Genomic DNA, 14,568 nt, shown 5'->3' with positions numbered 1-14,568 from the left:
TGTGCTGCGCGCCACGGGGGCGGACATGCGTCCCTGTACTCAGATGCCCGCCTGAGTACGGGGGTCCCGGGGCATCATGGGGAAGTGAACTGGAACCACTACCGATTCGTCAGCGTATGGGAGTTCCGGGCGCCGCCCGACGCCGTGTACGCCGAGCTCGCACGTGTCGAGCACTATCCGCGGTGGTGGCCGCAGGTCCGTGAGGCCACCTGGTCCGGCAGCGGCTCCGGCACCACGCGCATCCGCTCCGTCCTCCCGTACGACCTCGTCACCACCGTGCGCGAACAGCGCCGCGACCCGGCGCACGGCGTCCTCGAAGCCGCGCTCGGCGGCGATCTCGACGGCTGGGTCCGCTGGACGGTGGCCCCCCACGGCCCCGGCACCCGCGTCGTCTACGAGCAGGAGGTCGAGGTGCGCCGGACGCTGATGCGGGTCCTCGCGCTGCCCTGCCGGCCGCTGTTCCGCGCCAACCACGCGCTGATGATGCGGGCCGGGCGGCGGGGGCTCGCGGCCCGCCTGGAAGCGGTTTGAACCACGGCCGCCCCGCCCTGTATGCTCCAACCCGTTCCCGGGCGATTAGCTCAGTGGGAGAGCGCTTCGTTCACACCGAAGAGGTCACTGGTTCGAACCCAGTATCGCCCACCCCGGAGAGGCCGGTCCGTCAGCACCACCGACGGACCGGCTTCCGCGTGTCCGGGCCCGACCGGTCACGCCGCCGTGCGCAGCTCCGGGCGCAGCGGCCAGGACGGATCCACCGTCTCCGGCGTCCCGCTCCGCGCGAACCACGCCTGGAGCCCGCGCGCCTGAGCGGCGTGCCACACCGCCTGGAGCGTGTGCAGCTCCGCCGGGCTCAGCCGTTCGAGCCGTGTCGAGAAGCGGCGCCCCACCGCCCGCACCAGCTCCAGCGAGGCCGCCGCGTCCGCCGCCGCGTCGTGTGCTCCGTCCAGCAGCACCCCGTACAGCTCGCACAGATCCGTGAGTGTGCGCCGGCCCTTGCGGTAGCGGTCCAAGTGCTTGTCCAGCACCCGGGGATCGAGCACACACAGCTCAGACCGCTCCAGGTACGCGCCCAGCGACGACGCCCGGTGCCGCTTCAGCTCCCGGTCCAGCAGCGTCAGATCGAACGGGGCGTTCATCACGACGAGCGGTCGCCCCGCCGCGCACTGCTCGGCCAGCGCCCGCGCCATCTCCTCCACCGCCGGCGCCGGCCAGCGGCCGTTGCGCTGGAGGTGGTCGTCGGTCAGCCCGTGGATCTCCGTCGCCCCCGGAGGCACCGGAACCCCCGGATTCACCAGCCAGCGGGTGACGCGCACCGGGCCGTCCGCCCGGTCCTGGACCACCAGGGCGGCCGAGACGATCCGGTCCTCCTCGACGTCCACACCCGTCGTCTCCGTGTCGAAAGCGGCCAGCGGCCCTTCGTACCAATGAGTCATCCCCGAACTCCTCGCGCACGCACGGCAGATGGCGAGATCCCTCCGCCCGGTTCGGTGATACCCGCACCCTTTGCCTGATACGCCGTTTGCGCACGGCTCCTTGCGGTGACAACACAAGTACCGGCAGCGGAAGTTGACCGCCCGGCACCTCATCCCCATCGGTACGGCCCGGAAGGCTTACGGAGCCATGGCGCTCGCGCAGCCCGACCCGAGCGGGCTGCTGCCCCAGCGGACCGCACCGCTGCGCGGCGGACTCGCCACCACCGCCTGCATGGAGACCCTCCAGGTGGGCTACCTCCACGCCGTCGCCGCGGCGGCGGGCTGCTCGCTGTCGCAGCCCTTCCCCGACAACGGCATAGACTGGCACGTCAGTCACGGTTCCCCCGGCCATCTCGTGGACGACGAGGTGACCATCAAGGTCCAGCTGAAGTGCACCTACCAGATACCGCCCCGGCCGCCCGGCCCGTCCTTCGCCTTCACGCTGGACAACGCCCACCTGGTGAAGCTCGCGCGGACGCCCGTGTCGGTGCACAAGATCCTGGTCGTGATGCTCGTGCCCCGCAGCCAGGACGACTGGCTGCGGGCCGGCCCCGACAGCCTCGACCTGCGGCACTGCTGTTACTGGACCAACCTTGCCGGCCACCCCGTGACCGGCCGCCACCGGACCACGGTGCGGCTCCTGACCTCGCGCGTCTTCGACGACCGGGCGCTCTGCGAGATCATGACCCGTGTCGGGGCGGGAGGGAGACCCTGATGCACGAGCCCGTACGCCTCCACGGCGAGGCCGCCCCGCCCTCCTGGGGCCTGCCCGACCCCTCCCGCGTCGACCCCGGCGTCCTCGGCGCCCTGCTCGCCCGGCACGGCTGGCGGCGGCGCGGGGGTGAGGGGGGCCCGTACAGCCGCTGGACCCCGCCCGGCGGCACCACCAGCCTCCTCGTGCCCCGTACCAGGACCTTCCCCGACAGTGAGGACCTGCTCGGCGAGGCCCTGACCGCGCTCGCCCGCAGCGCCGCTCCCTCCGCCCGTGAGATCCTGGTCGCCCTCACCGTCCCCAGCGACGAGATCCGCTGGCGCCGTGAGGTCCCCGAGGCCGCCGCCGGGGCCGCCGACTGGCTCGGCGCGGAACAGCTCCACAGCGCCGCCCGCCAGATCCTGCTGGCCGGCGCGCTCGCCGCCCGGGGCCCGGCCGGCTACCACGGCGCCCGCCGCCGCAGCCGCGCCCTCGCCGCCCTCGGCCCCGTACTGACCGGCCCCGGACCCGGCGGCCGGTCGCTGACCGCCTTCGTCCCCGTCGACCCGGGCCGCCCCGTCGCCGTCCGCCTCCACCACGCCCTGCACGCCACCCGCGAGGCGGTGGACTACCAACGGGCCACCGGAGGCCTGGAAGCCTTCGACAACGCCGTCGCGGCGGGCGTCAGCCGGGAGCTGACCGAGGCGCTCGTCGCCCTCGTCCGGGGCTCCGAGGGCGCCGCGATCGCGCTGGACTGGGCACCCGCCGCCGGAACGCCCGCCGGCTGCCCCGCCCGCCCCGAGCCGGTCGAGTTCTCCCCGGGCGACCTGCCCGCGCTGCGCCGGGCGGGCGCCCGCTACCTCCGCGACGAGCCCGCCGTCACCGTACGGATCACCGGCGCCGTCGTCCGCCTGCGCCGCTCGGGGCCGCGTGGGGCGGGGATCGTACGGCTGCGGGTGCTGGCCGGCGCCGAGGTGCCGCACGTCCGGATCGAGCTGGACGAGGAGGCGTACCGGATCGCGGGCCAGGCCCACCTGGTGGGGCTGCCGGTCCGGGTGGAGGGGCGGCTGGAGAGCCGGGGCGGCTTCCGGCGGCTGACCGGGGCCTCGCAGGTCGTCCCGGTCCAGGTGGACGACGAGGAACGCGACCGGCTGATGAAGTCGCTCCAGGAGAACGTGGACATCTTCGAGGAGGCGTGCGCGGGGGAGTAGGGCCTTTCGCAATGGGGGCCCTCGGCTCGGTACGATTCCTTCTGCACGCGCCAGAGGAGTGCGATGCGCCCCCTGAGTCAGGAGAGACCGGTGTCAGACGTCCGTGTGACCATCCAACGCGATTCCGAGCGGGAAGAGCGCGTGGTGACGACGGGCACTACGGCGGCCGAGCTCTTCCCCGGTCAGCGCACCATCGTTGCCGCCCGCGTCGGCGGCGAGCTGAAGGACCTCGCGTACGAGCTCAAGGACGGCGAGACCGTCGAGCCCGTCGAGATCTCCTCCGAGGACGGCCTCAACATCCTGCGGCACTCCACCGCGCACGTCATGGCCCAGGCCGTGCAGGAACTGCACCCCGAGGCCAAGCTCGGCATCGGCCCGCCGGTCAAGGACGGCTTCTACTACGACTTCGACGTCGAGAAGCCGTTCACGCCCGAGGACCTCAAGGCCATCGAGAAGAAGATGCAGGAGATCCAGAAGCGGGGCCAGAAGTTCTCCCGCCGGGTCGTGACGGACGAGGCCGCCCGCGAGGAGCTGGCCGACGAGCCGTACAAGCTGGAGCTCATCGGCATCAAGGGCTCCGCCTCCTCGGACGACGGCGCGGACGTCGAGGTGGGCGGCGGCGAGCTGACCATCTACGACAACCTCGACCCGAAGACCGGCGAGCTGTGCTGGCGCGACCTCTGCCGGGGCCCGCACCTGCCGACGACCCGGTTCATCCCGGCCTTCAAGCTGATGCGGAACGCCGCCGCGTACTGGCGGGGCAGCGAGAAGAATCCGATGCTCCAGCGCATCTACGGCACCGCCTGGCCCACCAAGGACGAGCTGAAGGCGCACCTGGAGTTCCTGGAGGAGGCCGCCAAGCGGGACCACCGCCGCCTGGGCGCCGAGCTGGACCTCTTCTCCTTCCCCGACGAGATCGGCCCCGGTCTCGCCGTCTTCCACCCCAAGGGCGGCGTCATCCGCCGGGCCATGGAGGACTACTCGCGCCGCCGGCACGAGGAGGAGGGCTACGAGTTCGTCTACTCGCCGCACGCCACCAAGGGCAAGCTCTTCGAGAAGTCCGGCCACCTGGACTGGTACGCCGACGGCATGTACCCGCCCATGCAGCTCGACGACGGGGTGGACTACTACCTCAAGCCGATGAACTGCCCGATGCACAACCTGATCTTCGACGCGCGCGGCCGTTCGTACCGTGAACTGCCCCTGAGGCTGTTCGAGTTCGGCACGGTGTACCGGTACGAGAAGTCGGGCGTCGTGCACGGCCTGACCCGCTCGCGCGGCTTCACGCAGGACGACGCGCACATCTACTGCACCCGTGAGCAGATGGCGGAGGAGCTGGACCGGACGCTCACCTTCGTCCTGAACCTGCTCCGCGACTACGGGCTCACCGACTTCTACCTGGAGCTCTCCACCAAGGACGAGACCAAGTTCGTCGGGTCGGACGAGACCTGGGAAGAGGCCACGGAGACGCTGCGCCAGGTCGCCGAGAAGCAAGGGCTGCCCCTGGTCCCGGACCCGGGCGGCGCGGCTTTCTACGGCCCGAAGATCTCGGTGCAGGCGCGGGACGCCATCGGGCGGACCTGGCAGATGTCGACCATCCAGCTCGACTTCAACCTGCCGGAGCGGTTCGACCTGGAGTACACCGGTCCGGACGGCTCCAAGCAGCGCCCGGTCATGATCCACCGCGCCCTGTTCGGTTCCATCGAGCGCTTCTTCGCGGTGCTGCTTGAGCACTACGCGGGTGCGTTCCCGGTGTGGCTGGCCCCGGTCCAGGCGGTCGGCATCCCGATCGGCGACACGCACATCCCGTACCTCCAGGAGTTCGCGGCGGAGGCCCGGAAGAAGGGCCTGCGCGTCGACGTGGACGCGTCGTCGGACCGGATGCAGAAGAAGATCCGCAACCATCAGCGCACCAAGGTGCCGTTCATGATCATCGTCGGTGACGAGGACATGAACGCGGGCACGGTGTCGTTCCGGTACCGCGACGGGTCGCAGGAGAACGGCATCGCCCGTGACGAAGCGATCGCCAAGCTCGTTGACGTGGTGGAGCGTCGCGTGCAGGTGTGATTCGGTCCCTGCGTAAGCGGGGGTGACCCGCGCGATCACCGCAAGCTTGGCAACGAGCTTGACCACTCCCCGCGTAAGCGGGGATGAGCCCCCGGCCGAGCTAGCCGCTCGCCGGGGGCTCCTTCTCGTCCTCCCGCCGGAACACCTGGATCAGCCATGACGAGAACGAACCCGTCACCGCCCCCAGCAGCGCCAGCCCGCAGGCCATCAGGAACGCCGCGACCACCCGGCCCCACGGCGTCACCGGCACGGCGTCCCCGTACCCCACCGTGGTGAGCGTCGCGCATGCCCACCAGACCGCGTCGCCGAACGTCCTGATCGAGGCGCCCGGCGCGTCGTGCTCCTGGTGATAGACCGCGAGGGAGGCGGAGAGGCCGAGCAGCAGGGAGGTCAGGCCGGCGTACGACATCACCCGTGCGTACAGGCTCAGCCGTGGTTCGTCGCGGCGCTTCTGGATGGCCGTGTAGACCTTGATCAGGCGCAGCGGGCGCAGCAGCGGCAGCAGGAGGACGAGGGTGTCGAGCCAGTGCACCCGGACGAAGCGGTGGCCGAGGCCGCTCAGGCGGATGCGTACCGCGTAGTCGGCGATGAACAGGAGCCAGGTGACGCCGACGAGGACCAGGGCGATGTCGTGCCAGGGCTGTGCGTCGTACGGGGCGAGGACACGCACCGCGTAGCCGGCGAGGAAGACCAGGGAGGCCGCGAGGAGCGGGACCTCGGTGCGCCGCTCCCAGCGGGTGAGGGCGGGAGGGGGCGGGGTGCGCGCGCTCATCGGCCCAGCATTGCGGTGCGTGAACGGGATCGGCCCCGGCGACACGCTCCGCACAGGTGAAGCAATATGCTGGCCGGCATGACGAGTGAGCCGGAACAGCAGATCGGAGTGGGGACGCCCGACGCGTTCCAGCGCCTGTGGACGCCCCACCGGATGGCGTACATCCAGGGCGAGAACAAGCCGACCGGCCCGGAGGCGGGGGACGGCTGTCCGTTCTGCGGGATTCCGGAGAAGTCGGACGAGGACGGGCTCGTCGTCGCGCGCGGTGCGCGGGTGTACGCCGTGCTGAATCTGTACCCGTACAACGGGGGGCACCTGATGGTGGTGCCGTACCGGCATGTCGCGGACTACACGGAGCTGGACGCTCCGGAGACGGCGGAGCTGGCCGATTTCACGAAGCGGGCGATGACCGCGCTGCGGGCGGCCTCGGGCGCCCACGGCTTCAACATCGGGATGAACCAGGGCGCGGTGGCGGGGGCGGGCATCGCCGCGCATCTGCACCAGCACCTGGTGCCCCGGTGGGGTGGGGACGCCAACTTCATGCCGGTGGTGGGGCACACCCGGGTGCTGCCGCAGCTGCTGGCGGACACCCGGAAGATGCTGGCGGACGCCTGGCCGGCCGCCTGATCTCCTTGCTCGCCGTGCGGGGCGCTCCGGATTGTTTCCGGGGCGCCCCGTTCGCGTACCCGGGTGGCTACGCGTCGTAGAGGTCGGCCTTGCCGGGGGTGGGGGCCTGGACCAGGCCGCTCAGGACCGACGAGCGGTTGTCGAAGCGCTCGGTGTCCACGCCGTGCTCCTCCAGGACCTTGATGGCGGCGTTGTGCACGACGCGCAGGACGGGGGTGGCGGCGCGCATGGCGTCGTCGGCCATGAAGCGGTGGCGCCAGGGCTTCTCGGCCCAGGCGTGGCGGAGGCCGAAGGGCTCGGGCAGGGCGATCTTGCCGCCGAGGTAGTCCAGGAGCGGCGGATACCAGGTGAACGGGGCGCGCAGGGCGAGACGGGTGACCTCGTGGGCGTCGACCAGGGCGAGGGTGATGTCGCGGGTCTCCCAGAACCGGACGGTCTTGTTGACGGTCCGGGTCTTCGCGGCGGGCTTGGTGGTGAAGAGGGAGTGGACGGGGCCCAGGGCGTGCCCGGTGACCTCGATGCGCAGGGTCTCGTAGAGGACGGTGACGGTGATCATCATGGTGATCACGAGCTGGCCGTCCCAGAGGGTGAACTGGACGCCGAGATAGTGGCGGTTGCCGCCGCCGAACTGCTGGTGGTTGCAGATCCGCTGTATCTCGTGGGGCTTGATCTGGTAGGTGGCGACGTCCTCGCCCTGGGGGCGGGTGACGCTGTCCGCGTTCTCCCCGATGGGGGTGACGATCCAGTGGTTGACGGAGGGGGTGGGGAATCCGCCGGTGTTCAGCGGGCCTCGTTCCAGCAGTTTGAGCTGGTCATGGATGACGCGGATGACGTCCCAGCTGCGGAACTGGTGGATCTCCTTGCCGGGCTCCTTGGCGACGAGGTCCTCGGCGAGCTGCCAGCTGCCCCAGCGGGTGCCCATGCCGAGGATGCCCTTGGGGCCCGCGTAGAAGACGGAGTTGGACTGCTGCTCGGCGGAGAGCTTCTCCAGGCCCTGGCGCAGGGCCTCGCGGGCGGTCTCGTTGGGATTCTTCGGGACCGTCTCGGGGATCTTGGCGGTGACGCCGCCGCCGGAGAGCAGGCCCTCCCAGCGGGCGCGCATGTCCTGGGCGGACCTTTCGGCGATCCGTTTGGCGAAGTACCAGCCGAGGACCGGGGCGACGAACATCGCGCGCAGGTAGAGGCCGAGGAGCCCGGTGAGGGGGAGCCGGATCATCAGGAAGACGATGCCGATGCCGACCAGGGGGAGCAGGCTGTTGCCGAGGGTGGTGAGGAGCCTGTCCTTGGTCTTGGCGAAACCGTCGCGGAGCCGGAAGACGATGACCCACAGCAGCATGCCCGGCAGGAACAGGAAGCCGAACAGCACGGTGACGGCGGTGAGCCGGGTGTCGCGTGCCTTGCGCAGGCTGTTCGCCGAGAGGCAGTGCTCGACCACGGTCTGCGGGTCGGTGCCGAAGGACTGGATGAGGTCCTTGCGGGCGCCGCCGAGCATGCGCTCCTGGACGGCGCGGGCGAACGCCTCACCGAGATTGGGCTTGAAGTAGTCGGACTTGAGGAAGCCGGAACGGCCCGTCTTCACCTCGGACTTGTGCCACTCGCTGTTGGCTTTGAGGATGTCCTCCACCGGGCTGTCGCGGTACGCGGCGGAGGCGAGGGCGTTGGTCGCCACCGCCGCGCCTGCCGACCCCTGGAGCGGAATCTGCGCTCCGGGTGAGAAATCGAATCCGTTGCTGGCCACTGTCGCCCCCACTCGCCACCGAGGAACCGCTCCTGCGGCTGTTTCCCAACTGCCGTGCCCGGCACACTTTCTGAGCTGGGGTCTCAGCGTATCGTCCGGATACGTCCGCCGTCCGGCCCTGTGGACAACGGGCGGGGGAGCCGGCGCGTTCGCGTCATCCCTGCCGGGCGTGGGCGCGGTCGGCGAGCTGTGCGGGCGTGGGCTGGTGGCGGGCGTACGCGCGGTCGAAGCGACCGGTGCCGTGGGTCGGGGCGCGCAGCTCCACCGCGTACCGGCCGATCTCCAGTCCGGGTACGCCGGCGCGGACGAGGGTGCGTCCGGAGCCGGACTGCTCGGTAGGCGGCGTCGGAGGAGTCCACGGAGTGCGCCCTGCCGTCCCGCGGAACCACCCGGATGTCCACGAGGGGGTGGCCCGCGGCGACGCCCCGGGCGGCCTGGGTGCGGACGCCCTTCTCGACGGAGGCGATGAACGGCCGGGGCACGGCGCCGCCGACGACCCGGTCCACGAATGCGACGCCGGAGCCGGCGGGCAGGGGCTCGACGTCGGTCTCGCAGACCGCGTAGTGGCCGTGGCCGCCGGACCGCTTGACGTGGCGGCCTCGCCCGGTGGCGGGTCCGGCGAAGGTCTCTCAGGGGCCGGCGTGGCGGCTGCGGCGACGCCCGCGGTATTTCGAGCGTGGCACTGCCTCGGGAGCGCGGCCGCAGGGGCGTCCGGGGTGCCCGGACGATGGACGGTGCAACGCGTGACTACGATGGGCCCGGAGGGTGCTGAAAGCCCTGGCCGGGCTCGCGGCGCCCGGCACGCACGTCTGCGGTGTCGCCGAAACGCCTTCATGGCTCCGCCATGGAGACGCTCCGGCGCCTTGCAGCCGCACGCGCCCGGCCACCGCTCCCTGACCCGGCCAGGGCCTTCAGCACCCTCCAGCCGGTGGCCGACGGGGTCACGCGGCCCAGCTACCCCTCGGGAAGGCCATGCTGAACAAGTACGCGCGTGCCTTTTTCACGCGTGTCCTCACGCCGTTCGCCGCACTGCTCCTCCGTCTCGGCGTGAGCCCGGACGCGGTCACCCTGATCGGTACGGCCGGGGTGATGGCCGGTGCGCTGGTCTTCTTCCCGATGGGGGAGTTCTTCTGGGGCACGATCGTCATCACCGTCTTCGTGTTCTCCGACCTCGTCGACGGGAACATGGCGCGCCAGGCGGGCATCTCCAGCCGGTGGGGCGCGTTCCTGGACTCCACGCTCGACCGGGTCGCCGACGGCGCGATCTTCGGCGGCTTCGCCCTCTGGTACGCGGGCAGCGGCGACGACAACATCCTGTGCGCGGTGGCGATCTTCTGCCTGGCGAGCGGTCAGGTGGTCTCGTACACCAAGGCGCGCGGTGAGTCGATCGGGCTGCCGGTGGCGGTCAACGGGCTCGTGGAGCGTGCCGAGCGCCTGGTGATCTCGCTGGTGGCGGCCGGTTTCGCGGGTCTGCACACGTTCGGGGTGCCGGGCATCCAGGTGCTGCTGCCGATCGCCCTGTGGATCGTCGCCGTGGGCAGCCTGGTGACGCTGGTCCAGCGGGTCGTCACCGTGCGCCGCGAGGCGGCGGAGGCGGACGCGGCGGACGCGGACGGGCAGTGAGCGGCGCCGACGCGCGGCCCGGCGCGAGGGAGCGGCTGAGCGACGCGCTGTACGGGCTGGGCTGGGCGGCGGTCAAGACGCTGCCCGAACCGGCCGCCCGGGCCCTGTTCCGTACCCTCGCCGACCAGGTGTGGAAGCGGCGCGGCAAGAGTGTGCTGCGGCTGGAGGCCAACCTGAAGCGGGTCGTGCCGGACGCCGGTCCGGCCCGGCTGGCCGCCTTGTCGAAGGCCGGCATGCGTTCGTACATGCGCTACTGGATGGAGTCGTTCCGGCTGCCCACCTGGAGCCCGGAGCGGATCAAGGCGTCGATCGACGTCACGGACGCGCACCGGCTGACGGACGGGCTGGATTCGGGGCGCGGGGTGATCCTCGCCCTGCCGCACCTGGGGAACTGGGACCTCGCCGGGGCGTGGGTCACCACGGACCTGAAGGTGCCGTTCACCACGGTCGCCGAGCGGCTGAAGCCGGAATCGCTGTACGACCGGTTCGTCGCCTACCGCGAGGGCCTGGGCATGGAGGTGCTGCCGCACACCGGCGGTGCCGCGTTCGGGACGCTGGCCCGGCGGCTGCGGTCGGGCGGTCTGGTCTGCCTGGTCGCCGACCGCGACCTGTCCTCGTCGGGCATCGAGGTCTCGTTCTTCGGCGATACGGCGCGGATGCCGGCCGGGCCCGCGCTGCTGGCCCAGCAGACCGGTGCGCTGCTGCTGCCGGTGACGCTGTCGTACGACGACACGCCAGTGATGAAGGCGCGCATCCATCCGCCGGTCGCGGTGCCTGAGTCAGGTGACCGGGCGCGGAAGACGTCTCTGATGACACAGGCCCTGGCCGACGCGTTCGCCGTGGGCATCGCCGAGCACCCGGAGGACTGGCACATGCTGCAACGGCTCTGGCTCGCCGACCTGGAACCCCGTGGAGACCGGAGCGGAGACCCGACGTGAAGATCGGCATCGTCTGCCCGTACTCCTGGGACGTTCCGGGCGGTGTGCAGTTCCACATCCGCGACCTGGCCGAGCACCTGATCCGGCTGGGCCACGAGGTGTCCGTACTGGCCCCGGCCGACGACGAGACGCCGCTGCCGCCGTACGTGGTCTCCGCGGGCCGGGCCGTGCCGGTCCCGTACAACGGCTCGGTGGCCCGGCTGAACTTCGGGTTCCTGTCGGCGGCGCGGGTGCGGCGCTGGCTGCACGAGGGCACGTTCGACGTCATCCACATCCACGAGCCGACCTCGCCGTCGCTGGGGCTGCTGACCTGCTGGGCGGCGCAGGGGCCGATCGTCGCCACGTTCCACACGTCCAACCCGCGCTCCCGGGCGATGATCGCCGCGTACGCGATCCTGCAGGCGGCGCTGGAGAAGATCAGCGCGCGGATCGCGGTCAGCGAGTACGCCCGCCGGACCCTGGTCGAACACCTGGGCGGCGACGCGGTGGTCATCCCGAACGGGGTGGACGTCGACTTCTTCGCGCGGGCCGAGCCCCGGCCCGAGTGGCAGGGCGGCACGATCGGCTTCATCGGCCGCATCGACGAGCCCCGCAAGGGCCTGCCCGTGCTGATGCGCGCGCTGCCCGCGATCCTGGCCGCCCGCCCGGAGACCCGGCTCCTGGTGGCCGGCCGGGGCGACGAGGAGGAGGCCGTCGCCTCGCTGCCCGAGGAGATGCGCGCGCGCGTGGAGTTCCTGGGCATGGTGAGCGACGAGGACAAGGCGCGGCTGCTGCGCAGCGTCGACCTGTACGTGGCGCCCAACACCGGGGGCGAGAGTTTCGGGATCATCCTGGTCGAGGCCATGTCCGCGGGCGCGCCGGTCCTCGCCAGCGATCTGGACGCCTTCGCGCAGGTGCTGGACCAGGGGGCGGCGGGCGAGCTGTTCGCCAACGAGAACGCGGACGCGCTGGCCGAGGCGGCGATCCGGCTGCTGGGCGACCCGGAACGGCGTGCGGGGCTGCGCGAGCGGGGGAGCGCCCATGTGCGGCGCTTCGACTGGTCGACGGTCGGGGCGGACATCCTCGCGGTGTACGAGACGGTGACGGACGGCGCCGCCTCGGTCGCGGCCGACGAACGCACCGGGCTGCGGGCCCGGTTCGGACTGGCACGGGAGTAACCGGCCGGGGGCCTCGCCCCGGTAGCCTTGCCGCCCGTGACCGTAACCCTCATCATCTGGTCCGTCGTGGTGCTCGTCGCGATCGGCCTGTACCTCAGCTGGACCGCCGGCCGTCTCGACCGGCTGCACGCCCGCATCGACGCGGCCCGGGCCGCCCTCGACGCGCAACTGCTGCGCCGGGCCTCGGTCACCCAGGAGCTCGCCACCTCCGGCGTCCTCGATCCGGCCGCGTCCATCGTGCTGTACGAGGCCGCGCACGCCGCGAGGCAGTCGCCCGAGGACCACCGCGAGGTCGCCGAGAGCGAGCTGAGTGCCGCCCTGCGCGCGGTGTTCGGTGAGAGCGCGCAGGTGGAGGCGGTACGGGAGATCCCCGGGGGCCAGGAGGCGGCGTCCGAGCTGGCGGCGGCGGTGCGGCGGGTGCCCATGGCGCGCCGCTTCCACAACGACGCGGTCCGGGCGGCGCGGGCGCTGCGCCGGCACCGTACGGTGCGGTGGTTCCGGCTGGCCGGGCACGCGCCGTTCCCGCTGGCGTTCGAGATGGACGACGAGCCGCCGGTGGCCCTGGCGGACCGGCCGGGCAGCTGACGGACTGTGCCCTGCTCCCCGTACACAGGGGCGGGCCGAAAACGATCCACCGGCCTCCTATTGGCCCTTGCTGTGGACTGGTGCGGGGGCGTTTGCTCGGGACTGCGTCATTCGGCGCGTCCGCATCCGCTCCCCCCCCCAGTGAGGTCATCCGTGTCCACGCTTCCCAGCACCCCTCAGTCCGCCGACGCCCCGGCCACCGGCACCGCCCGCGTCAAGCGCGGCATGGCCGAGCAGCTCAAGGGCGGCGTGATCATGGACGTCGTCAACGCCGAGCAGGCGAAGATCGCCGAGGACGCGGGCGCCGTGGCCGTCATGGCCCTGGAGCGGGTGCCGGCCGACATCCGCAAGGACGGCGGCGTGGCCCGGATGTCCGACCCGAACATGATCGAGGAGATCATCGAGTCGGTGTCCATCCCGGTGATGGCCAAGTCCCGCATCGGTCACTTCGTGGAGGCGCAGGTCCTCCAGTCCCTCGGCGTCGACTACATCGACGAGTCGGAGGTCCTGACCCCGGCGGACGAGGTCAACCACAGCGACAAGTTCGCGTTCACCACCCCGTTCGTCTGCGGCGCCACCAACCTGGGCGAGGCGCTGCGCCGTATCGCCGAGGGCGCGGCCATGATCCGCTCCAAGGGCGAGGCGGGCACGGGCAACGTGGTGGAGGCCGTCCGCCACCTGCGCCAGATCAAGAACGAGATCGCCCGGCTGCGCGGCTACGACAACAACGAGCTGTACGCCGCCGCCAAGGACCTGCGCGCCCCCTACGAGCTGGTCAAGGAGGTCGCCGAGCTGGGCAAGCTGCCCGTCGTCCTGTTCTCCGCGGGCGGCGTCGCCACCCCGGCCGACGCGGCCCTGATGCGCCAGCTCGGTGCCGAGGGCGTGTTCGTCGGCTCCGGGATCTTCAAGTCCGGCGACCCGGCCAAGCGCGCCGCCGCCATCGTGAAGGCCACCACCTTCTACGACGACCCGAAGATCATCGCGGACGCGTCCCGGAACCTGGGCGAGGCCATGGTCGGCATCAACTGCGACACGCTGCCCGAGGCCGAGCGCTACGCCAACCGCGGCTGGTAGTCACCGATGAACGACACCCCTGTGATCGGAGTCCTGGCCCTCCAGGGCGACGTACGGGAGCACCTGATCGCCCTGGCCTCGGCGGACGCCCTGGCCCGGCCGGTCCGGCGTCCCGAGGAACTGGCCGAGGTGGACGGCCTGGTCCTGCCCGGCGGCGAGTCCACCACCATGTCCAAGCTGGCCGCCCTCTTCGGCATGCTGGAACCCCTGCGCGAGCGGATCGCGGACGGGATGCCGGTCTACGGCACGTGCGCCGGGATGATCCTGCTCGCCGACAAGATCCTCGACCCCCGGTCGGGCCAGGAGACGCTGGGCGGCATCGACATGATCGTGCGGCGTAACGCCTTCGGGCGGCAGAACGAGTCCTTCGAGGCCGCCGTCGAGGTCGCCGGGATCGACGGCGGACCGGTGGAGGGCGTCTTCATCCGGGCCCCCTGGGTCGAGTCGGTGGGCGCCGGGGCGAAGGTGATCGCCGAGCACGGCGGCCACATCGTGGCGGTGCGCCAGCAAAACGCCCTCGCCACGTCATTCCACCCGGAACTGACCGGGGACCACCGCCTCCACGCGTACTTCACCGAGATGGTGCGCGCGGCCGGGTGACTCGATCCCGGTA

Annotated in this window: 14 protein-coding genes, 1 tRNA gene and 1 pseudogene; 12 read left to right on the top strand and 4 right to left on the bottom strand. The window is 71.7% G+C overall.

The window, feature by feature from the left end; genetic code table 11:
- Positions 1-84: 84 nt before the first annotated feature.
- On the top strand, positions 85-531 hold the full coding sequence (locus ACLQ2N_RS31420) for an SRPBCC family protein (RefSeq protein WP_425818379.1): 447 nt from the start codon (positions 85-87) through the stop codon (positions 529-531).
- A 39-nt stretch (positions 532-570) separates the two neighbouring features.
- A tRNA-Val gene (locus tag ACLQ2N_RS31415) sits at positions 571-642 on the top strand.
- A 65-nt stretch (positions 643-707) separates the two neighbouring features.
- Here ACLQ2N_RS31415 and ACLQ2N_RS31410 read toward each other — a convergent pair.
- Positions 708-1,433, bottom strand: coding sequence for a 3'-5' exonuclease (locus ACLQ2N_RS31410; RefSeq protein WP_425818377.1), 726 nt, complete (start codon positions 1,431-1,433; stop codon positions 708-710).
- A gap of 187 nt (positions 1,434-1,620) precedes the next feature.
- Between ACLQ2N_RS31410 and ACLQ2N_RS31405 the strand changes: the two genes are divergently transcribed.
- The 3 genes from ACLQ2N_RS31405 to thrS all read left to right on the top strand — a co-directional run bounded on the left by ACLQ2N_RS31405 (position 1,621) and on the right by thrS (position 5,441).
- Positions 1,621-2,187 carry a DUF4365 domain-containing protein gene (locus ACLQ2N_RS31405; protein WP_425818375.1) on the top strand — a complete coding sequence of 189 codons (567 nt, stop codon included), beginning with the start codon at positions 1,621-1,623 and terminating at the stop codon, positions 2,185-2,187.
- Positions 2,187-3,374 (top strand): hypothetical protein, encoded by a 1,188-nt coding sequence (locus ACLQ2N_RS31400; protein ID WP_425818373.1) that lies wholly within the window; start codon positions 2,187-2,189, stop codon positions 3,372-3,374. Before ACLQ2N_RS31405 ends, ACLQ2N_RS31400 begins: the two co-directional genes overlap by 1 nt.
- Before the next feature lie 90 nt (positions 3,375-3,464).
- Entirely contained in the window at positions 3,465-5,441 is a 1,977-nt protein-coding gene (gene thrS, locus ACLQ2N_RS31395; RefSeq protein ID WP_425818371.1) for a threonine--tRNA ligase, read from the top strand.
- A gap of 100 nt (positions 5,442-5,541) precedes the next feature.
- Here thrS and ACLQ2N_RS31390 read toward each other — a convergent pair whose 3' ends face one another.
- Entirely contained in the window at positions 5,542-6,213 is a 672-nt protein-coding gene (locus ACLQ2N_RS31390) for a potassium channel family protein (protein WP_425818369.1), read from the bottom strand.
- A gap of 66 nt (positions 6,214-6,279) precedes the next feature.
- Here ACLQ2N_RS31390 and ACLQ2N_RS31385 point away from each other — a divergent pair, with 66 nt between their 5' ends.
- Positions 6,280-6,840 carry an HIT family protein gene (locus tag ACLQ2N_RS31385; RefSeq protein WP_425818367.1) on the top strand — a complete coding sequence of 187 codons (561 nt, stop codon included), beginning with the start codon at positions 6,280-6,282 and terminating at the stop codon, positions 6,838-6,840.
- Between the two features lie 67 nt (positions 6,841-6,907).
- Here ACLQ2N_RS31385 and ACLQ2N_RS31380 read toward each other — a convergent pair whose 3' ends face one another.
- Positions 6,908-8,578, bottom strand: coding sequence for a hypothetical protein (locus tag ACLQ2N_RS31380; RefSeq protein ID WP_425818365.1), 1,671 nt, complete (start codon positions 8,576-8,578; stop codon positions 6,908-6,910).
- A gap of 154 nt (positions 8,579-8,732) precedes the next feature.
- Positions 8,733-9,207, bottom strand: a pseudogene (locus tag ACLQ2N_RS31375) (elongation factor G-like protein EF-G2); the annotation flags it as partial.
- 343 nt (positions 9,208-9,550) lie between these two features.
- Between ACLQ2N_RS31375 and pgsA the strand changes: the two are divergent.
- The 6 genes from pgsA to pdxT all read left to right on the top strand — a co-directional run bounded on the left by pgsA (position 9,551) and on the right by pdxT (position 14,555).
- Positions 9,551-10,201, top strand: a complete 651-nt coding sequence (gene pgsA / locus ACLQ2N_RS31370) for a phosphatidylinositol phosphate synthase (RefSeq protein ID WP_425818363.1) — start codon at positions 9,551-9,553, stop codon at positions 10,199-10,201.
- Positions 10,198-11,139: a phosphatidylinositol mannoside acyltransferase gene (locus ACLQ2N_RS31365; RefSeq protein WP_425818361.1), complete on the top strand. Its 942-nt coding sequence runs from the start codon at positions 10,198-10,200 to the stop codon at positions 11,137-11,139. The genes pgsA and ACLQ2N_RS31365 overlap by 4 nt, the downstream gene beginning before the upstream one ends.
- Entirely contained in the window at positions 11,136-12,296 is a 1,161-nt protein-coding gene (locus tag ACLQ2N_RS31360) for a glycosyltransferase family 4 protein (protein ID WP_425818359.1), read from the top strand. Before ACLQ2N_RS31365 ends, ACLQ2N_RS31360 begins: the two co-directional genes overlap by 4 nt.
- Positions 12,297-12,332: 36 nt before the next feature.
- On the top strand, positions 12,333-12,881 hold the full coding sequence (locus ACLQ2N_RS31355) for a hypothetical protein (RefSeq protein ID WP_425818357.1): 549 nt from the start codon (positions 12,333-12,335) through the stop codon (positions 12,879-12,881).
- A gap of 153 nt (positions 12,882-13,034) precedes the next feature.
- Complete coding sequence (gene pdxS, locus ACLQ2N_RS31350) at positions 13,035-13,955, top strand: pyridoxal 5'-phosphate synthase lyase subunit PdxS (protein WP_018103870.1); 921 nt, start codon at positions 13,035-13,037, stop codon at positions 13,953-13,955.
- Positions 13,956-13,961: 6 nt separating this feature from the next.
- Positions 13,962-14,555 carry a pyridoxal 5'-phosphate synthase glutaminase subunit PdxT gene (gene pdxT, locus ACLQ2N_RS31345; protein ID WP_425818355.1) on the top strand — a complete coding sequence of 198 codons (594 nt, stop codon included), beginning with the start codon at positions 13,962-13,964 and terminating at the stop codon, positions 14,553-14,555.
- Positions 14,556-14,568 lie beyond the last annotated feature (13 nt).

It is taken from the genome of Streptomyces sp. DT224 (assembly GCF_049844595.1).
In the GTDB taxonomy this organism is placed as follows: domain Bacteria; phylum Actinomycetota; class Actinomycetes; order Streptomycetales; family Streptomycetaceae; genus Streptomyces.
This window is presented reverse-complemented; position numbering and strand designations above follow the sequence as displayed.